20 protein-coding genes are annotated in these 18054 nt (G+C 66.0%); 6 read left to right on the forward strand and 14 right to left on the reverse strand.

Features of this window, described 5'->3' with window-relative positions; all coding sequences use genetic code 11:
* Window positions 1-5: 5 nt before the first annotated feature.
* The 5 genes from BJL86_RS12265 to BJL86_RS12285 all read right to left on the reverse strand — a co-directional run bounded on the left by BJL86_RS12265 (window position 6) and on the right by BJL86_RS12285 (window position 4082).
* Window positions 6-1268, reverse strand: a complete 1263-nt coding sequence (locus tag BJL86_RS12265; RefSeq protein WP_067477608.1) for a hypothetical protein — start codon at window positions 1266-1268, stop codon at window positions 6-8.
* A 1-nt stretch (window position 1269) separates the two neighbouring features.
* A complete protein-coding gene (locus BJL86_RS12270) occupies window positions 1270-1839 on the reverse strand; it encodes a hypothetical protein (RefSeq protein WP_067477611.1) in 570 nt (189 codons plus the stop codon).
* Window positions 1840-1903: 64 nt separating this feature from the next.
* Complete coding sequence (locus BJL86_RS12275) at window positions 1904-2104, reverse strand: ferredoxin (protein ID WP_067477614.1); 201 nt, start codon at window positions 2102-2104, stop codon at window positions 1904-1906.
* Window positions 2101-3399 (reverse strand): cytochrome P450, encoded by a 1299-nt coding sequence (locus BJL86_RS12280; RefSeq protein ID WP_067477779.1) that lies wholly within the window; start codon window positions 3397-3399, stop codon window positions 2101-2103. Before BJL86_RS12280 ends, BJL86_RS12275 begins: the two co-directional genes overlap by 4 nt.
* Before the next feature lie 107 nt (window positions 3400-3506).
* Window positions 3507-4082, reverse strand: a complete 576-nt coding sequence (locus BJL86_RS12285) for a TetR/AcrR family transcriptional regulator (RefSeq protein ID WP_067477617.1) — start codon at window positions 4080-4082, stop codon at window positions 3507-3509.
* 159 nt (window positions 4083-4241) lie between these two features.
* Between BJL86_RS12285 and BJL86_RS12290 the strand changes: the two genes are divergently transcribed.
* The 4 genes from BJL86_RS12290 to BJL86_RS12305 are packed head-to-tail and all read left to right on the forward strand — an operon-like array spanning window position 4242 to window position 7857.
* Window positions 4242-5705: an aldehyde dehydrogenase gene (locus BJL86_RS12290; protein WP_067477782.1), complete on the forward strand. Its 1464-nt coding sequence runs from the start codon at window positions 4242-4244 to the stop codon at window positions 5703-5705.
* Between the two features lie 60 nt (window positions 5706-5765).
* Complete coding sequence (locus tag BJL86_RS12295; RefSeq protein WP_067477620.1) at window positions 5766-6539, forward strand: SDR family oxidoreductase; 774 nt, start codon at window positions 5766-5768, stop codon at window positions 6537-6539.
* Between the two features lie 20 nt (window positions 6540-6559).
* A complete protein-coding gene (locus BJL86_RS12300; RefSeq protein WP_067477623.1) occupies window positions 6560-7480 on the forward strand; it encodes an NAD(P)-dependent oxidoreductase in 921 nt (306 codons plus the stop codon).
* On the forward strand, window positions 7477-7857 hold the full coding sequence (locus tag BJL86_RS12305) for a carboxymuconolactone decarboxylase family protein (RefSeq protein WP_067477625.1): 381 nt from the start codon (window positions 7477-7479) through the stop codon (window positions 7855-7857). The genes BJL86_RS12300 and BJL86_RS12305 overlap by 4 nt, the downstream gene beginning before the upstream one ends.
* A gap of 16 nt (window positions 7858-7873) precedes the next feature.
* Here BJL86_RS12305 and BJL86_RS12310 read toward each other — a convergent pair whose 3' ends face one another.
* A complete protein-coding gene (locus BJL86_RS12310) occupies window positions 7874-8842 on the reverse strand; it encodes a R2-like ligand-binding oxidase (protein ID WP_067477628.1) in 969 nt (322 codons plus the stop codon).
* A gap of 142 nt (window positions 8843-8984) precedes the next feature.
* Here BJL86_RS12310 and BJL86_RS12315 point away from each other — a divergent pair, with 142 nt between their 5' ends.
* Window positions 8985-9740, forward strand: coding sequence for an ABC transporter permease (locus BJL86_RS12315; protein WP_067477631.1), 756 nt, complete (start codon window positions 8985-8987; stop codon window positions 9738-9740).
* Window positions 9741-9783: 43 nt separating this feature from the next.
* On the opposite strand, the gene BJL86_RS12320 is transcribed toward BJL86_RS12315, so the two are convergent.
* The 7 genes from BJL86_RS12320 to BJL86_RS12350 form a co-directional block, all read right to left on the reverse strand.
* Window positions 9784-10587, reverse strand: coding sequence for an SDR family oxidoreductase (locus tag BJL86_RS12320; protein WP_067477634.1), 804 nt, complete (start codon window positions 10585-10587; stop codon window positions 9784-9786).
* Entirely contained in the window at window positions 10587-11801 is a 1215-nt protein-coding gene (locus BJL86_RS12325; protein ID WP_067477637.1) for a cytochrome P450, read from the reverse strand. Before BJL86_RS12325 ends, BJL86_RS12320 begins: the two co-directional genes overlap by 1 nt.
* 69 nt (window positions 11802-11870) lie before the next feature.
* Complete coding sequence (locus BJL86_RS12330; protein WP_067477640.1) at window positions 11871-13121, reverse strand: DUF4185 domain-containing protein; 1251 nt, start codon at window positions 13119-13121, stop codon at window positions 11871-11873.
* 1 nt (window position 13122) lies between these two features.
* Window positions 13123-13461 (reverse strand): MGMT family protein, encoded by a 339-nt coding sequence (locus BJL86_RS12335; protein ID WP_067477643.1) that lies wholly within the window; start codon window positions 13459-13461, stop codon window positions 13123-13125.
* A 10-nt stretch (window positions 13462-13471) separates the two neighbouring features.
* A complete protein-coding gene (locus BJL86_RS12340; protein WP_156515437.1) occupies window positions 13472-14068 on the reverse strand; it encodes a TetR family transcriptional regulator C-terminal domain-containing protein in 597 nt (198 codons plus the stop codon).
* Between the two features lie 75 nt (window positions 14069-14143).
* Entirely contained in the window at window positions 14144-14989 is an 846-nt protein-coding gene (locus BJL86_RS12345) for an LLM class F420-dependent oxidoreductase (protein WP_067477649.1), read from the reverse strand.
* Between the two features lie 127 nt (window positions 14990-15116).
* Complete coding sequence (locus BJL86_RS12350; RefSeq protein ID WP_067477652.1) at window positions 15117-15707, reverse strand: TetR/AcrR family transcriptional regulator; 591 nt, start codon at window positions 15705-15707, stop codon at window positions 15117-15119.
* A 111-nt stretch (window positions 15708-15818) separates the two neighbouring features.
* On the opposite strand from BJL86_RS12350, the gene BJL86_RS12355 reads away from it, so the two are divergent.
* Window positions 15819-16892 carry a hypothetical protein gene (locus BJL86_RS12355; protein ID WP_075844994.1) on the forward strand — a complete coding sequence of 358 codons (1074 nt, stop codon included), beginning with the start codon at window positions 15819-15821 and terminating at the stop codon, window positions 16890-16892.
* Window positions 16893-16983: 91 nt separating this feature from the next.
* On the opposite strand, the gene BJL86_RS12360 is transcribed toward BJL86_RS12355, so the two are convergent.
* Window positions 16984-18054 (reverse strand): glucosidase family protein, encoded by a 1071-nt coding sequence (locus BJL86_RS12360; RefSeq protein ID WP_067477658.1) that lies wholly within the window; start codon window positions 18052-18054, stop codon window positions 16984-16986.

Consider the following 18054-nt stretch of genomic DNA (forward strand, 5'->3'; position numbering starts at 1 on the left):
CGGGTTCAGACCGGAAACAGCGGAAGCGGGGTGCGCACGGCACCGAACTCGAAGGCGGCGCCGGTGCTGATTCGGGTCACCGCGACCTCTTCGCCCTCGGGGATGGCATCGGTACCGAGCGTTATCCGCGCGATGACGTCGGAGTTCTCTTTCCGCAGGTCCACACGGAAGCGCGGATCGAGCCCCCTGGCGGCGGCCTCGATCGGCGCGGCGTTTCCGGAACCTGGAACCGCCGACCAACACTCGTCCTGCCACCACGGCGCATCGGCCGCCCAGCGGATTTCCACTGCCGCGCCGTCAGAGTCCAGGTCCACGGACGCGCCGGTGTACTGCACGGGCGCGAGGAGTGGGTGCACGGCGAGCACGCGTGCGAGTCCGCCGAGTCCGTCCTCGGCGCGGATGCCGAGCGCGGCGGCGATCCGTTCGGTGGCGATCCCGGCGATCCCCGTGCACTGATAGGTGGCGAGCCGAAGCGCGGTTCCTGCATCCGAACGGCGGCGAACGCTCTGGGTGAATCCGACCGCGAGAAGGTGCATCTGCAGGTACACCTCCCGAAGTATCCGCACGAGCGCGGAGCGGGTGAACCCGTCGAACCGCACATCCGACAGCAGCGGGCCCGCGTAGTCGTCGAGCGGCCCCTCATCGCGGTCGGGGCGCACCGTCGGTTCCGGGAAGTCGATTCCGTTGACCAGGCTGGCCGCCGATTCGGCCGCGGGATATGGCAACTCGGCCGGCGGGGCCCCCGGGTCGATCCGCACGGTCCAGTGGCAGTGCGGGGTGCGCCCGGCGGGCGCACGCGGCGGGCGGTGGATTGGCTCGACGACCGCGTACGGGTTCGTCGCGTACGCGGTCGCGGGGAAGGTCGGATCCTCGATGTCGTGGCACATCACCTTGACGATTTCCTCGCCCATCGGCTCGACGTCCATGAGGGCGCCGCAGTGGTCGAGATAGAACTCGCCGTGGTCGTGGTCGTGCACGACATAGCGGAAGTCCATGAACTCCGGGGGCGCTCCGACGTCGAGTTGGAACCCCTTGAAGATCTCGGCGACTCCATCGCCTTCGATCCCGAGCGCCCTCTTCATCCGGAGAGCATAATGCGGGCTCGCGGCCTGCCATTCCTCGATCGCTACGTCGCGCATCCCGTCCAGCCCGAATTCGCCGAGCAGCGCAGGCATCCCGGCGCGATCGATGAGCTGCCCGATGAGCAGTAGTTCGGGTACGAGCGTCGCGAGCTGCCGGTGGGCCAGTTCATCGATGCGGTCCCGCATATCAGTCCCCGATGTCCACGGGCCAGATCGATTTGGGTCCCTCATGAATGCGGTACCAGCCCGGAAGTTTCTCCCCTGCCGAAGCGAAGCGCTCGCGCATCCCCTCCGAGAGCGCGTCCGCCTCGTACATGCGCATAAACAGATCGACGACGTTCCCGAAGTCGAAGAAGTCGCGCTGCCAGGCCCATTTGCGATTCCCCGCGTACCGGAACCACGACCCGCCTAGCCCATACACCTCGTACGGCTTACCCGTCCTCGGATCTTCCGTGCCTTCGGCGATCTGCCGCCACAGGCAGATGACGTCGCCGGTCCGGGTATCGATGACCCGGGAGATGTACGGGTACTTCCACCCCTCGAGCCCTTTCATCTCCTGGCCGAGCGCGAGTTCGCGGATCTCGTCCTTGCCCACGGCCATGAAGTCGTCCTTGGTGCCGTAGTTCCACCCGTAGTGGGCGTCGTCTGCGTAAAAGTCCGCGAGAGGAGTCCAGTCCTGGACTTTTTCGGCGGCGATATTGGCGTCGATCCATGCGTCGATGAACGCGTCGATCTCGTCTCGGTCGAAGTCGGCCATTGTGTACTGCACTCCTTGGGTTTCCCGTGGCGGATATCGGTGCGTGCCCCGGGCGGGATCTGTGTTATTCGGTGAGGCGCAACGCGCGAGCCGGGCAGAACTTCACTGCGTTTTTCACCTCGTCGATGAGTTCATCGGGCACCTCTCCGCGACGGGCCCTGACTTTCGCCTCGGCGCCCTTGGGCACCGTGAACCATTCGGGTGCTTCCATTTCGCACTCGGCGTGGCCCTGGCACAGGTCGAAGTCGACGTCGACGCGGCTCATCGGTTCCGCCGCTTGTAGCGCACCTTGCAGGGCTGTGCCAGTTGCACGACCATCTTCGAATGGTCGTTGCGGTAGGAATCGGGATCCTGTGTCAGCTCGAACGTGTAGTTGCGGAGCAGGATCGAGAAGATCGCCTTGATCTGCATCTGTGCGAACGCCGCGCCGACACAGCGATGGCGGCCGGCTCCGAACGGAATCCACGTCCACCTATTGGCTATGTCCTCTTCACGGCCATCGACGTACCTATTCGGGTCGTAGGAATCCGCGTCGGGAAAGTCCTCCGGAAGCCTGTTCGACACTGCGGGCGAGGCGGCCACGGTCTGCCCCTTCTTCACGAGTGTGTCGCCGATCTGGATGTCCTCCTGCGCCACGCGCATGAGGACGATGAGCGGTGGGTGCAGGCGCAGCGACTCCTTCATCGCGTTCTCGAGTTTCGGGATCTGACGCAGCGCGCGGAAGGAATAGTCCGCGCCGTCGGAATAGATCTCCTCGAGTTCGTCGAGAACCTCCTGCATGTATCCGGGGTTGCGCAGCAGATCGATGAGCACCCACGCGGACGTTCCCGAGGTGGTGTGGTGGCCGGCGAACATCATCGAGATGAAGATGCCGGTGACCTCGTTCGCCGAGAAGCGGTGAACCCCGTCGTCATCCTTGATCGAAACGAGCACGTCGAGCAGATCGCGGTCTGCCTTGTCCTGCGGCGGATTCGCGATGCGCTCGTCCATTATTTCCTGCACGAGCTCGACGAGACCCTCGCGGGCGGCGTCGCGTTTGCGGAAGGACTCGATATCGGCGTGCGGATCGATGTAGGCGTGCGGGTCGGTGCCTCGTTCGAGGTCGTGGTAGAGCCGCGCGAAGCGGCCGTCGAGCTGGTCACGGAAGCGGCGTCCGATAAGGCACGCGGAAGACGTGTAGATGGTCAGCTCGGAGAAGAACTCGAGGAGATCTATCTCGCCCTCGTCGCCCCAGTCGGCGATCATCCGCTCGACCTCGCGCGGGATGGTCTCGGCGTGGCTGCGCATGTGCTCTCCACGCAGTGCCTGGTTGTGGAGCATTTCCGAGCGGCGCTCCGGACTGGCGTCGAAGACGACACCCTCGCCGAAGATCGGGGTCATGAACGGGTACGCGGCGGCCTGGTCGAGCGATTCCTCCGGGGCGCGGAAGAATGCCTCGTTGTTCTCGGCACCCGACACGAGCACGACATCGCGGTCCGCGATCCGGAACGCGCCGGCGTCTCCGTGTTCGGAGCGCACGCGCCAGAACAGATCGATGGGGTCGGTTGAGATTTCGTCCATATGACCGAGCGGCCCCTCGCCGCCGGAGACGAATCCCGCGGTGCCGTCGGCACTTGCGCCACTGAAAGGACAGGTCCCGGCGGCGCGCTCGTCACTTTTGTGCATGATTACTCCAGAATCTTCCGGGCGGCGAATTCGATCGAGTCCGCCATCTCCTCGTAGGTCGAATAGCCCATCCCGGCCCGCAGCAGCGCACCGGAGTAGATCATCTCCAGGGTTTCGACGGTCCTGATGTCCTGATCGGAGCCTTCCAGCGCGCGCATGAGTCGGCGGCGGATCTCGATCCCAACCTGCGCGCGCAGGTGGTCTACCTCTGCGTCCGGGCCGAGAAGCGAGGCCGTCGTTGCCGACGCCAGTTCCGGTTCGTCCGCGACGAGCAGCGCGACCTGCCGCAAGACGAGCACCGCACGGTCGGCAGCCGAGCCACCCTCCCCCTCGGACTCCGGTAGTTCGCCGAGCCTTCGCCAGAACACCTCGACGACGAGATGCTCCTTCGACGAGAAGTAGGTGTAGGCGGTCGCCGGAGCCACGCGGGCGCTCTTGGCAACCTCCCGCACCGTGAGTCTGGAGTGCCCCTTGTCCCGCAACACTTCGAGCGCGGCGGACGTGAGCTTGGCGACCGTCTCGGCCTGTTGATCGGATAGTCGCCGTCGGGGGGATTCGAACTTCGTGGTGGTGGACATGTGTCTGGACACTACTCCAATTTGTCGGGAGCGGCAATGGATTCCGGCAAGTTCCGTTGAATTACGTGGAATTATAGACAGCTGTCTAGACGACAGTCTAGGCTCACATCACAGTTGCTTGATCCCACGCCGGACACGTCCCACGAAAGGCCGATGCACATGAGTTTTTTCCCCGAGAACACCTCGAGACTCTTTATCGACGGCGAGTTGCGGGCCTCCTCCGGGGGCACCTATCCGGTTCTCGACCCCTCGAACGGAGAGGAGATCGGCCATGCCGCCGACGCCACCGAGGATGAGACCTCGGCGGCCGTCGCCGCTGCTCGCCGCGCATTCGACACCACCGACTGGTCGCGCGATCACGCTCTCCGGGCCCGCTGCCTGCGCCAGCTTCGCGAGGCGATCGACGCTCGACTCGAGGAGATCCGGGAGTTCACCATCGCCGAGGTCGGCGCGGAGCATTTCCTCACCACCGGGCCGCAGCTCGAGGGCCCCGTCCAAGGGCTCGACTACTGGGCCGAGCTCGTAGAGGGCTTCGAGTGGGTTACGGATCTCGGCACCGCCGACGTCATGGGGCTGAGCTCGCGCAGGGAGGTGCGCCGAGAGGCCGCGGGAGTCGTCGCGGCGATCACCCCGTGGAATTTCCCGCATCAGATCAATTTCGCCAAGATCGGGCCCGCCCTGGCTGCAGGCTGCACGGTCGTTCTCAAGCCGGCGCCGGACACCCCGTGGTGCGCGGCGATGCTCGGCGAGCTCGCCGGCGCCACGGACCTGCCGCCCGGCGTACTCAATATCGTCACCTCCTCTCGCAACGAGATCGGCGCGCAGCTCACCCGCGATCCGGGCGTCGACCTCGTGTCGTTCACCGGTTCGACTGCAACGGGAAAGGCGATCATGCGCACGGCCGCGGATTCGCTCAAGCGGGTGTTTCTCGAGCTCGGCGGCAAGTCCGCGTCAATCGTGCTCGACGATGCCGACCTCGGTAGCGCCTGCATGATGACGGCGGTCAACGCATCCATGCACGCCGGCCAGGGGTGCGCACTCACCACCAGGCTGCTGGTTCCCCGCGAGAGGCTCGACGAGGCCATCGAGCTCACGACGGCCGCGCTCGCTGGTCTCGCGCCCGGCGACCCACGCGATCCGGGCACGATGTGCGGGCCGATCATCTCCGCCCGGCAGCGCGACCGCATCGCCGAATACGTCGAGCTCGCCCGCGCCGAGGGCGGGACCATCGAATGCGGCGGTGCCCCGCCTGAGGACAAGACCAGTGGCTACTGGTTCACCCCGACACTCATCTCCGGCCTGGATCCCTCCTCGCGAGTCGCGCAGGAGGAGATCTTCGGCCCCGTCCTCGTCATCCTCGCCCACGACGGGGACCAGCACGCCATCGATATCGCCAACGACTCTCCCTATGGGCTCTCCGGGGCCGTATGGGGCTCGGATCCGGCGCGCATCGAGTACGTCGTCAATTCCGTGCGCACGGGAACGCTCGGCGTGAACGGCGCCCAGTGGTACGGCGTCGATGTTCCTTTCGGCGGATTCAAACAATCGGGAATCGGCCGCGAGATGGGCATCGAGGGCTTTGCCGAATACCTCGAGACCAAGGCGGTCGGAACGCCCGGCTGATCGCCGAAACTCCGCCGTCATACCCGACAACACCCACGACAGAAGTAGAGGAACACTTTAGTGAGCACTTCCCAGACCAACGCGCAACGACTCTCCGGAAAGGTCGCGGTCGTCACCGGCGCCGCCGGGGACATCGGCGCACGCTATAGCCACGCCGTCGCAGCCGCGGGAGCCTCCGTGGTCTGCGCCGACCTCGACATCGATGCGGCCGCCAAGGTCGCCGAGGAGATCAACGCCGCGGGAGGGTCCGCCGTAGCGCAGCAGGTGGACATCGCCGAGGTCGACTCGGGCACGGCATGCGCCCAGCGTGCCGTCGACGAGTTCGGCGGCCTCGACCTCCTGGTCAACAATGCGGCGATCTTCGGCGGGATGCGCTTGGACTTCCTCATCACCGTCGACTGGGACTACTACAAGAAATTCATGTCCGTGAATCTCGATGGCCAACTCAACATGGTGCGCGCGGCCCTACCGCACATGCAAGCGCGCGGCGGCGGGTCGATCGTCAACCAGACCTCGACCGCGGCGTACATGTACTCGAACTTCTACGGTCTCGCGAAGGCCGGCGTGAATGCGCTGACACAGCAGCTCGCCACCGAGCTCGGCGGGTCCGGGATCCGCATCAACGCGATCGCCCCCGGCCCTATCGACACGGCCGCCAATCGCAGCTCGACCCCGCAGTCGATCGTCAAGGACATGGTGTCCAAGCTGCCGCTTCCCCGCATCGGTACCCCGGACGATCTCACCGGCGCGCTGCTGTTCCTGCTCTCGGACGACTCCGCATGGGTCACCGGGCAGATTGTCAACGTCGATGGCGGCCAGATTTTCCGGCCCTGATCTGCAAAGGAACTCAGCACATGCCCCACACGAATGACGTCGGAATTCCCTCCCGGCAGGCCCCCGAACCCGTCGGGTACATCGGACTGGGAAACATGGGCGCGCCGATGGCCACGAGACTGCTCGAGTGGTCCGGCGGCCTGGTGGTGTGCGATGTCCGCGACGACGCCGTCGCGCCGTTTCTCGACAAGGGCGCCCGCGTCGGCACCCCGGCCGAGCTCGCCGCGAGCTGCAGCGTCGTGTCGGTGACGGTCCTCGACGACGCGCAGGTACGCGAGGTCGTCGCCGGCCCGGAGGGCCTGCTCGTCAATGCACGCGACGGACTCGTCATCGCCGTACATTCAACGATCGCCGACTCGACTGCAGTAGAGCTCGCCCAGCTGTGCGCCGAACGCGGCGTCGGCTTCGTCGACGCGCCGGTCTCCGGCGGCGCACCTGGCGCGGCGGACGGCAATCTCGCGACCATGGTCGGCGCCTCGGAAGCTGACTTCGAGGTGGTCAAACCCACGTTCGAGCTGTGGGCCGGGCTCGTCGTGCACGCCGGCGCTCCCGGCGCCGGCACCCGCATGAAGCTCGCGCGCAATCTCCTGCATTTCGTCTCGTTCACCGCAACCGCCGAGGCCGCACGCCTAGCCGAGGCCGCCGGACTGTCGGTCGCCGACCTCGGCAATGTCGTCCGCCATACCGATGCGATCACCGGCGGCGCAGGGGCAATCATGTACCGCGATACCGCCGAACCCGTCGAGCCCGGGGACTTCTGGGAGGGCGTGTTCGGTCACGTCCGCGGGCTCGGAGAGAAGGACCTTACCCTCGCGCTCGGCCTCGGCGGCCGGCTCGGCGTCGATCTACCGCTCGCAGCCCACTCACTCACCGGTCTCGGGGACGCGCTCGGCGTCGGCCCAGGACCACTCGCCACCGAATACGAGGAGAACCACAGATGACCGACCCCACCGCGAACACAGCGAACGAATCCGTCCGCGCCGCGGGACTGCGTCGCATGTCCGAGGTCTACGGATTCGACATGTCCGACGGTCCCGGGGACTTCTTCGCCCACACAGCCGACCATCTTTTCGCGAACGTGTGGAGCCGGGACGGGCTCGTCGACCGCGACAGACGCCTCCTCCTTATCGGGGCGCTCGCCGCGTCCGGCGATATCGACGTCGCGGAGATACAGCTCGGTGCAGCCCTCGACAACGGCGAACTCTCCCCTGCAGAACTCGAGGAGATCGCCCTGTTCCTCTGCTACTACGTCGGCTGGCCACGCGGCACGAAGCTCAACGCGATGGTCGGTAAAGTCGTGGCCTCACGCCGCACCTAGCCGTCCCCAGGCAGGCCTACCCGGCTTCCGTTTCCGACAGCGCAAAACGGTCCTCTTCGCCGAAAGTGTCCTCGAGTTCGGCGGGCGAGTAGTCGATGTCGATGTCTTCCACGGGCCGCCCGCGCGCGGATTCGATGGCGCGAAGTCTCCGGCCCGCCCGATTCGCCGCGTACTCGACGAAACCGTGGTCCTCACCGCCGAACGGCGGTACCTCGTACTGGTCCCTGTCCCACTGGATCATCCCCAGTGCCAGCGGCAACAGCTCGTCCATCCGCTCGTTGACGACCTGCCATAGCCCGTCGTCTGCGGCCACGTGGCGGCGACACGTAAACGTTCCCCACGCCATGTGGCGCCGCTCGTCCTCGGCGATATGCGCGATCAGCTCCCGCATTCCCGGCAGGATATTACGACTCGAGCAGATGGTCTGCCAGGCGAAATACCCGGTCAGCGCGAGGCTGCCCTCGACGACGTGGTTGTAGGTGACACTCGCGAGCACCTGGTTGCGGGGCGAGGGGTCATCGGCGAGGCGCCGCAGCGCGTCGGGCAACTGTTCGTAGAAGATCTCTCGGTAGTACGGATTCTCGTCCACGTAACCGTGCAGGTCGCGGTCGAGGCCGACCTCGTCCATCCACAACCGGAATCCTTGCGCGTGTTTGGCCTCCTCGAGGCAGAACTGGGATAGGTACATCTCGTCGCCGAAACGCCCCTCGGCGGCCATCGCCGCCATAAAGGGTTGGATGTCCTGCGTCACCGCCTCCTCCCCCGCGACGAATTGCGCCACGAGCGTCGTCGCGCTGAGTTCCTCGTCCTGCGTGAAAGTCGTCCAATCCGCGGCATCGCAAGAAAAATCGATGGTGGCGGGATCCCAATGTTTGGCGTTCCCCTTGGTGAACAGGCGCAGCGGGAACCCGTCCCAGCTCAACCCTCCCTCGGCCAGCGTGGAAAATCCTACTCGGCGAACATTGGTCGTTTCGGTCACCGACATCGCTTCCTTCACTTCGGTGGATCAAAGAACGGAGCTTTCCGCCCCCACTATCCGCAGAATAACCCCAACGGATGTGATCACGCCCACATTTGTGGCAACTCGTACGCCCGCCCAACTCCCGCGCGTGCCGGATAATGAAGGAATGAGCTCTACGCAGGACTCGATGGTCGCAATCGGTCCGGGTCTGGCTGTCGCCGTCATCGTCCTCGCGTTCGCCGCTGTTGCAGTCAATCGCCTCGCGCGAACCGGCCACGCCACCGATGCCGCCGTAGCAGTTGCGCGCGCGGTGGTACAGCTTGCGGCGCTCGCCGCCGTCATCGCGGTGGTCATCCAGAATGTATGGGCCTCGGCCGCGTTCGTCGGGGTGATGTCGGTGGCAGCAGCCTGGACCTCGGGCTCTCGAGTCGCGCGGCGCCGGCCACAATGGCGAGTGGTGGCGCTTTTGTGGCTACCGGTTGCGGCGCCGACGGTACTCGTCGTCGCGGTCCTCGTTGCGGTCGGCGTGCTACCCGCGGCGGGTCTCGCAATCATTCCTACGGCGGGAATCTTGCTCGGCGGCGCGATGAATACGACGTCGCTTGCCGGTCGCCGCGCGCTCGAGGAACTCGCGGCCCGACGCGGCGAGGTCGAGGCGGCGCTGTCCCTAGGTTTTCTTCCGCGCGAAGCGCGCTCGGAGATCTGCACCGAGGCCGGCGCGACGGCACTTCTTCCCGGGATCGACCAGACACGTTCGGTGGGCCTGGTCACCATTCCCGGCGCCTTCGTGGGGATGGTGCTCGGCGGTGCGCCGGTTTCGCATGCGGCGATCATGCAACTGTTCGTCATGGTGGCCCTGCTCGCCGTGAGCGCGATCGCCATGGCGGTCACCGCCGAGATGGCCGCCCGCCAGTTGGTATGACGTCGAGGGCCCTTCGTACGCCCCAGGGCGAGAGGGTGCGCCCCTAGGGCTCGATCGGAGCCTCGGGCTGAATTTCCAACTCCCTCACATACGCGCCGCGAGAGAGCGACACCGCCGCGACGACGCCGTGCGCGAGCTGTGCCGGGGTACACATCCGACCATGCCGACCATGGCCGAACCTCACCCAATCGTTGATGACGTCGACGATCGTGTCCTCGTCGAAATCGGTGCCCATCTCGGTGGCCACGGGACCCGGTCGCACAACGGTGGCGCGCACACCGGTACCTTCCAGCTCGCTCTGCAGTTGGAAGGCCATGGTGTCCACGGCGGACTTGGCAGCCGGGTACGCCCCACTGCGCGGCCGGGCGGTCCGCGAGGTGTCCGAGCCGATGAGTACGACGTCCCCGCGCCCGCGCGCCACCATGCCGGGAACAACCGCCGCGACCACCCGATGCGCAGCGAGGAGATGCACGTCGACCTGCGCGGAAAAATTCTCCGGCGTCATCTCCCAGATACGGCCCATCCGCAGCGAACCGGCGCTATTGACGACCACCTCTACCTCGCCGAGCGCCGCCTCTACATCTGTGACGGCGGAGGCAATCGATTTCTCGTCCGTGACGTCCACGGCGAACGCCTCGGCCTCACCGCCCGCCTCGCGAATGTGCGCGACGACCTCGTCGAGCCGGTCGACTCGGCGCGCGCCGACGGCCACCGGGTGCCCGGCCTCCGCCAACGCGACGGCCGTCGCGCGGCCGATCCCCGAGGACGCGCCGAGCACGAGGGCGGTCCGCCGTTCGGGGTGGCGGGGATAGTCGAGAGGGAGCGGATGCTTGCGCCATTTGGCCATCAGTTCTCCCCCCGCAGGGTCAGCGCGACGGGAAGGTGGGCGAATCCGCGCACGTTGGTTGAGTGGACACGCTCCGCGCCGGGAAGGATGGAGAAATCTTCAATCGATTCGGCGATGTGGCGCAGAGAGATCTGCGCCTCCAGCCGGGCCATGTGCGCGCCAAGGCAGAAGTGCGTGCCCACCCCGAAGCTCATCAACCCGTCCCAGTTTCCGCGGTCGATGTCGTAGGTCTCGGGCCGGTCGAACACCTCGGGATCCCGGTTCGCCGAGCCGATGAGCAGGAGCACCTTTTCCCCCGCCGGGATCGTGGTGTCACCGACCGTGACCTCGTCCTTGGTCGTTCGCAGGACCATCTGCGAGGACGTGTCGAAGCGCAGGGTCTCCTCGATCCAGTCGTCGACGCGGTCCGGGTCCGCCAGAACCGCGTTCTTGGCTTCGGGGAAGTGATCGGCCCAGTACATCGCGTTGGACAGAAGTTTCGTAGTCGTTTCGTTGCCGGCGATGACCATCAGGAAGAGGAACGACAGAACCTCGTCCTCGTCGAGCCGATCGCCGTCGATCTCCGCGGCGATGAGCGCCGAGGTGAGATCATCCCGCGGCTCGGCCCTCCGGGCCGCGATGAGCTCCTGGTAGTAGGCGATGAGCTCGAATGCGGCGTTCATCGCGGCCTCGGGCACGTCGAAGACGTCCTCCTCACGGTGCATCACCCGATCGGCCAGCGCCCGTAGCCGCGCCCTGTCCGCCTCGGGCACGCCCATCAGTTCGCTGATGACGTCCATGGGGAGCTTCCCTGCGAAATCGTCGACGAAGTCGATCGCCTCTCCCCGCCGAGCCTTGTCGAGGCACTCGCCCCAGTACTGCTCCGTGAGCGCTGTGATCTGCTCGCCGAGCCCGGTGACCCGGCGCGGGGTGAACCCCTTGTTGACGAGGCGGCGCAGCTGATTGTGACGCGGATCGTCCATCGCGAGGAACGACATCGTCTTGTAGGCGTGGGGCCCGTAGGCCGCAGGGTCGAGGGACACACCCATCGCCGCGGAGAACGCGGCGTTGTCGCGGAACGCCTCGCCCACGTCCGCATGCCGCGAAATAGCCCAGAATCCCAGGTCCGCGTTGTGATAAACCGGCGCGTTATCGCGAAGTGCCGCGTACATCGGATACGGGTTCTCATGGAACGAGTAGTCATAAGGGCTGAACGCTGGAATCGTCGAGGTCATACCGCAACTGTACACCCGTATAGACACGTGTCTAGGCCTGTTCCACGAGTCGGCGCTCGCCGGCCCTTATCAGTGTGGATACCCGTCGCGACACACGCGCTCGATGTGATCGCGCTGCACGCCGTCATCGCTGCAATCCGCGAGGACGGCGATGCGCTCGTCCAGCGGTATCCGGTCGAGTATCGGGTGGAGCTCTCCGCGCAGCGGTTCGCCGGAGCGTGGATCGGCGAGCCCGGCTATCGATTCCCTCGCCGGGGTGGACTCGAGGTCCGCCCAGCCCACACCGCGAAGGGACACCTCCCACTGGCGGACTCCGTAGAACTCGGTCCCGTTCTCGTCGTGCGGCCACGCCGACAGAAGCATCTGAGCGCGATTTAACGAGCTATACGGGTGGATCGTCGGGGCGTAGAGGAATGGCTCCTCTCGCCAGGAGACCTGCACGCGCGGCGGGGTCCACGGCCCCTCGGGACGCGGGGCCGCGCGGGTCACCGCGCCGAGTGGTCCGTCGAGGTAGGACAGCACGACTGTCCCGTCGATGACCTGCGTGCCGAGTTCGCCGATGGCGCCGTCCGGAATTGTCGGCGCAATGATGGGGTCCGCAGGGCCGCACGCATTCCACCCCCAGGCCCCGGAAGAATCGCGACCGAAGAACTCGTAGGTCGAGCGCTCCCACATCGTCCGCCAGCTCACGCGCGCGAGATGGATCCCTCCGCCGTGCCAGCGGCCCGAATTGGTGCCATAGATGTACACGTGGTCTTCTCCCGGCCACAGGATCATCGAATTGTTCTGGAAATGCCGCCAGATCCCTGCATTGGGGAAGTCGAAATTGCCGTGGTCGCGTTCGACGTCCCAGGAGCGGACCCAGTTCTCGCCGTGTTCGTCGGTGGAGGTCCACATCCGAGAGTGGAATGTCTCCCAGCTCCTCCCTTCGGTCACCGGGCCCCACGCCTTGATCGCGAAAGTTGTCATCATGAAACGGCCATCGGGCAGGTGAATGAGGTCACAGGGAATGTTTGTGAATCCGTCGGGAAGCTTGCCCGAGTCCGGCCCTCCCGAGTGGCGATAGTTGATCATCTGCTTCGCGTACGCCCCGCCGATCGCGTTATCCCAGTCGATGCCTCGTTCGATATCGCGGTTGGATTGGCGCAGGCCGATGGGAGACCGCCAACCGGGCCCGCCGACGCGTTCGTCGAAACTGTCGCCGAAAATCGTGATCGTATAGCCGTGGTTTGTCAGCGCAGGGTAGCCGAGGTCTGTCGCGGCGGCACCGAAGCGCCCCGTCCCCCGCGGCCCAGAGAGTTCGCGCACCATCCGTGCCATGTCACCGTTCCTCCTCGTACGCTGCCGCCGCGGAGATGTCGAGTAAGTCCTCGAGGTCCGCTGGGCCCAGTCGGTACTCGGGCCGTGCGCGCCCGGCGCCGGTGAATTCGACGCCTTCGGATTCGAGGATCTCACGCACCGAGCGGGTTTCGTGGGGATTGGACCAGTGGAACCCCGCGGACACCGAGCCGTCGGCACGCAGGACTCGGTAGGCACCCGGCCCACCGCCCGTCGACAGCCGGGTACCCACGACGCGAGCGCCGGTGCCCAACAACTCTGCGAGTACGCCGTAACTCGTCCAATATCCGCTCGGTATTGCGGCGACGAGTCGGTCGAGCATGCTCCAGTCCCTAATGGCTGCCCATCTCCGCAAGTAGGACTCGTACGCCGGCCACGTACCTGGCGGGATCCATCTGCCCGCGGGTCGAGACCTGCATGATGAATCCTTGGGCGAGTGACAGGATCACGGGCGCGCAGGCCCAGGCCACACCCTCGGGATCTTCGTTGTCCGACTGACCGAACCAGGCGACGAGATATTCGCCGATCGCCTGGTGGAGCCGCTCCATACTGGTGCTTGTCGAGTCGCGAAGCTGCGGCATGACGACGGACTCTCCCCAGATCTGGAGCAACGCGTCCGCGGTCGCCTTCGCGTCCGGGATGTCGGAAAGGAAGAGCTCGAGCGCCGCGTCCGGCGGCGGCACGGGTGCCGCTTCACCGAGGTCGCGCCACAGCGCCGTTCGATCGTGAAGCATTTCCTCCGCAGCGAGGTGCAACAGTTCGTCTTTGGTCGTGTACAGATGGCCGATTTCTTCGGGGACGATGCCGACCCGTGACGCCAATTCCTCTACTGATGCAGAGGGGACCCCTTCGTCACGAACCGAGTTGATGAGCGCTTGAGCCAGTCGCGCTCGCTGTGAATCTCGAATTTTACCGGTGGTCGACGGCATGAAACTAGCGTACGTCCTCGAATAGTTGACATGCCATCTCAACGTCAAAACCGCAGTCGCTCTGCGATTATCAATCTATGTTAATCCGAGCTTCACGGCGAGTCGATCGAGGTAGGCAAGTACCTCGTCTTCGCTTGCGTCCGGGGTGCCATACACGACCTCGTCGACCTCGGCCAAGCGCCACTTCTCGTGGTTTGCGGAGTCGGGCTTGCCGTCGAGAATCACCGTGTACGGCTTCCCCGACCGGCCGGCGGCATCCCACATCCTCCGCAGCTCGCCGATCCCGGCGACGGCATCGGTTTCGATCGGCGTCGTCATCCACCCGTCGGCGGCGCGGCAGATCCACGTGAAGTTCTTCTCGTTTCCCGCGGCGCCGACAACGACCTTCGGTCCTCCCTCCTGCACGGGCTTCGGCCAGGCCCAGGAGGGCGGGAAGTCGACGAACTCCCCATGAAACTCCGCCTCGTCCTCGGTCCACAGCCCTCGCATCGCCTCAAGGTATTCGCGCAACATCGTCCGCCTCCGCCCTAGCGGAACGCCGTGGTCGCGCAGTTCGTCGAGGTTCCAGCCGAAGCCGACGCCGAGCGTCACTCGCCCACCGGAGAGATGGTCGACCGTGGCGATCGTCTTCGCCAGCCCGATCGGATCACTTTCCACCGGAAGCGCAACCGCGGTCCCCAGACGGATATCGGTGGTGGCGGCGGAGACCGCCCCCAGCGTGGCCCACGGATCGAGCGTGCGCCTGTATCGATCGTCCGGCAGCTCCTTGCCGCCCGTGGGGTGAAGAGCCTCGCGGTCGACCGGTATGTGGGTGTGCTCCGGAACGTAGAACGATCGGAACCCCAACCCCTCGGCGTGCGCAGCAAGACGTTCGGGCCGCGGGCCGCGGTCGGAGGTGAAGAGGGTGATGCCAAAGTCCACGCGAGGTGCCTCCGCTACAATTCCGGCCGCCCACCTGCAAAGGTAGACAGCTGTCTAGGTGTGTGCCACACACTCTATCCGACGCGCGGCGCCCGCCGGACGGAATCGTCCCGAAATGGCGAAGGCCTCAGCCCCAGCCTCCGACGAGCGTGTCGATCCCCTCGACATAGGCCTCCATGTCGACCTCTCCCCTCAGCGCCGTTTGGACGATGTAGCCCTGCACGAACGCCAGGAATGCCGGGGCGCTGCGCTGTGCGGCATCGTCCGGATCGACGCGTCCGGCCTGCGCAAACCACGCGCGGAGATAGACCTGGATGGCCTCGAGCAAGTTGTCGACGATTTGGCCCGTCCACGTGCTGAGCACGTCGTGGGTCATCGCCTGACCCCAGATCTGCATCATCGCGCGCGCATTGCGGGTGACATCTGGCAAGGAGCCGGCAACCTCGCTCACCGCCCGCGACGGCGGGGGGACGGGGTCGCGTTCGGCTAGCTCGGCGAAATTGGCTGCTCGGTCCTGCACCACGACCCGTGCGGCAGCGATGAGTATTTCGTCCTTCGACGCGAAGTATCCGTAGATCGCTCCGGCGGACAGGCCGGAGCGCTCGATCACATCCGCCATCGAGGTGTCTGCGACCCCCTTTTCCGTAACCGTCGCCAGCAGCGCGTGGACGATCTTCTCGCGCTGGGCCGCTCGGCGGGCATCGGAAATCCTCGGCATGTGTCACACAGTACAGAATGTTCATTCTCCTTGACCACTCCACTCCATCGGAGTACGTTCTAGAACGTTCATTCGTTTTAGTGCACAATTCCTTCCACAACAGGAGCCTTAATGACGACCCCAGAACCCCACACCCCGTGGCCGAAAGCAGTGGCCATGGGCGTCGTCGGCGCGGTCATCGTGTCACTCGTCGTGCTCGCTTTCCTCTGGCCCTCGATGACCTCGAAGCCAAAAGATCTCCCCGTCGATGTCGTCGCTTCCGAGCAGGCCTTCGAGCAGTTCACCGCGCAGGCCACCAAGGCCGCCGAGGCACAGGGCCAGGACCTGCCCTTCGAATTCAACCGCGTCAACACCCGCGACGCGGCGGTCGACGGGATCGAGGCGCGCGAGGCATACGGCGCGTTCGTCCTTCCCTCCGCCCCCGGCGCGACGATGGAGGTTCTCACCGCCAAGGCCGCCAACACCCAGGTCGCCACCATGCTCACTTCGACTGCCGATGGCATGGTCGCCGCGCAGGCCGCACAGCTACCCGCCGACGCCCCCGCAGACCAGCGCATTGCCGTGCTTCAGGCTGCCTCTGCCGGCGCCGAGGTCACCGACGTCGTCCCGCCCTCAGAGGATGATCCCAACGGCACAGGCTTCGCACTCGCGGCGCTCCCCCTCACGATCGGCGGAATCCTCGGCGGTGTCATCACCTCGCTGGCACTCAAGGGCACGTGGCGTCGGCTCGTCGGTGTTCTCACCTACTCCGTCGTCGGCTCCGCGGCGCTGTTCGGCATCCTCGACCTGTGGTTCAACCTCACCCCGGGCCCCGTCTATCTGGTGTGGCCGGCCATTGCCTTGAGCCTCGCAGCCACCGCCTCGGTCATCGTCGGCCTTCACAGTCTGCTGGGCCCTCCCGGCATCGGCGTGGGCGCGATCCTCACCATGTTCATCGGTAACCCGCTCGCCGGCGCGCAGGCCCCCAAGGAATTCCTCCCCGGCCCGTTCGGCGAGATCGGTCAACTTTTCGTCCCCGGCGCGACGGGAACGCTGCTACGCGATGTCTCCTACTTCCCCGAAGCCTCCACGCTCGCGCCGTGGCTCACGCTGGCTGTATGGGCGGCTGCCGGCCTATCACTCATCGTGTTCGCCCACCACCGCAACGGCCGGGGCGCCGAGAGCCCGGCACCTGCGACGTCATAATACAAACACCCACCCTTGACGGCGGAAGAGCCGCGCCCCATGGACTCGGGGCGCGGCTCTTCTTTCGTAGAGAATTCGGGGCGTGAAACCTTCAGCGGCCGAGCTTGGCGGCGGTGTCGTTGGAGACATAGCGGAAGACGTCGTTGCCCGGCGTCGCGCGGGAGAGCGCATCTGCGGCGAGCAGCACGGCGGCCGCGGTCCAGGTCGACAGCTCCACGGGCCACCGCTTGCCATCGGCGAACACCAGGCCGGTCCAGTACGAACCGTCGTCGTCGCGCAGGTGCTGCATATTGGTGAACTGCTCGAGAGCCTCCGCGTGCCGGCCGACCGCCTCGAGAGAGAGCACGAGCTCGCACGTCTCGGCGCCCGTCACCCACGGGTTGTCGTCGACACAGCGGATTCCGAGTCCCTCGACGACGAAATCGCCCCAGCGACCATCGATCCGGGCGGACGCGTCCTCGCCGACGACCACGCCGCCGAGGACCGGGTAGTACCAATCCATCGAGTAGCGGTCCTTCGGGCTGAACAGCTCGGGCCGAGTTCGGATGACCTCGCCCAACTGGTCGGCGGTGATCTCCCAGTCGGGCACCGATTCACCGAGCTCCTCGGCAATGAGCGTGCCGCAGCGCAGCGCGTGGTGCATGCTCGACGAGCCGGTTACGAGCGCCTCCCGGCGCAACTCGCCGTCCTCGCCTCGCGAGTACCAGATCTGACCTTCGGGGCCGCGGAACCGCAGCACGAGGTCCAGCGCACGGCGCACGCACTGCCACATTTCACGCAGGAACCCCTGGTGCCCGGTCACCTTGAAGTGGTGCCACACCCCCACCGCGACGTACGCGGTGTAGTTCGCGTCGATCCCGGCGTCTTCGACGACGTCATCCTGCCAGCGCATCGGCCACGATCCGTCGCCGCGCTGCGTGTCCCGGAGGAAGTAGTAGGCACGCTCCGCGGCCTCCCACTGCCCTCCCACGGACAGCCCCATGGCCGATTCGACATGGTCCCACGGGTCGGTGTGCCCTCCCGTGAACCACGGGATCTGTCCATTGGGCCGTTGCACGGACGCGATCCACTCGCCGGTGGCGCGCGCCTGATCGCGCGAGAGCACGCCGGGCACCTCGGGCAGAGGCCTGCTGGCGGGGTCGAAAGTCGCGGGGTCAGTCAT

Source organism: Dietzia timorensis (assembly GCF_001659785.1).
In the GTDB taxonomy this organism is placed as follows: Bacteria; Actinomycetota; Actinomycetes; order Mycobacteriales; family Mycobacteriaceae; genus Dietzia; species Dietzia timorensis.

Bases quoted from the DNA above. Each gene is read 5' to 3' on its own strand.
- BJL86_RS12265 (WP_067477608.1), bottom strand. From the start codon at position 1,268: ATGCGGGACCGCATCGATGAACTGGCCCACCGGCAGCTCGCGACGCTC.
- BJL86_RS12270 (WP_067477611.1), bottom strand. From the start codon at position 1,839: ATGGCCGACTTCGACCGAGACGAGATCGACGCGTTCATCGACGCATGG.
- BJL86_RS12275 (WP_067477614.1), bottom strand. From the start codon at position 2,104: ATGAGCCGCGTCGACGTCGACTTCGACCTGTGCCAGGGCCACGCCGAG.
- BJL86_RS12280 (WP_067477779.1), bottom strand. From the start codon at position 3,399: ATGGACGAAATCTCAACCGACCCCATCGATCTGTTCTGGCGCGTGCGC.
- BJL86_RS12285 (WP_067477617.1), bottom strand. From the start codon at position 4,082: ATGTCCACCACCACGAAGTTCGAATCCCCCCGACGGCGACTATCCGAT.
- BJL86_RS12290 (WP_067477782.1), top strand. From the start codon at position 4,242: ATGAGTTTTTTCCCCGAGAACACCTCGAGACTCTTTATCGACGGCGAG.
- BJL86_RS12300 (WP_067477623.1), top strand. From the start codon at position 6,560: ATGCCCCACACGAATGACGTCGGAATTCCCTCCCGGCAGGCCCCCGAA.
- BJL86_RS12305 (WP_067477625.1), top strand. From the start codon at position 7,477: ATGACCGACCCCACCGCGAACACAGCGAACGAATCCGTCCGCGCCGCG.
- BJL86_RS12310 (WP_067477628.1), bottom strand. From the start codon at position 8,842: ATGTCGGTGACCGAAACGACCAATGTTCGCCGAGTAGGATTTTCCACG.
- BJL86_RS12315 (WP_067477631.1), top strand. From the start codon at position 8,985: ATGAGCTCTACGCAGGACTCGATGGTCGCAATCGGTCCGGGTCTGGCT.
- BJL86_RS12320 (WP_067477634.1), bottom strand. From the start codon at position 10,587: ATGGCCAAATGGCGCAAGCATCCGCTCCCTCTCGACTATCCCCGCCAC.
- BJL86_RS12325 (WP_067477637.1), bottom strand. From the start codon at position 11,801: ATGACCTCGACGATTCCAGCGTTCAGCCCTTATGACTACTCGTTCCAT.
- BJL86_RS12330 (WP_067477640.1), bottom strand. From the start codon at position 13,121: ATGGCACGGATGGTGCGCGAACTCTCTGGGCCGCGGGGGACGGGGCGC.
- BJL86_RS12335 (WP_067477643.1), bottom strand. From the start codon at position 13,461: ATGCTCGACCGACTCGTCGCCGCAATACCGAGCGGATATTGGACGAGT.
- BJL86_RS12340 (WP_156515437.1), bottom strand. From the start codon at position 14,068: ATGCCGTCGACCACCGGTAAAATTCGAGATTCACAGCGAGCGCGACTG.
- BJL86_RS12350 (WP_067477652.1), bottom strand. From the start codon at position 15,707: ATGCCGAGGATTTCCGATGCCCGCCGAGCGGCCCAGCGCGAGAAGATC.
- BJL86_RS12355 (WP_075844994.1), top strand. From the start codon at position 15,819: ATGACGACCCCAGAACCCCACACCCCGTGGCCGAAAGCAGTGGCCATG.
- BJL86_RS12360 (WP_067477658.1), bottom strand. From the start codon at position 18,054: ATGACTGACCCCGCGACTTTCGACCCCGCCAGCAGGCCTCTGCCCGAG.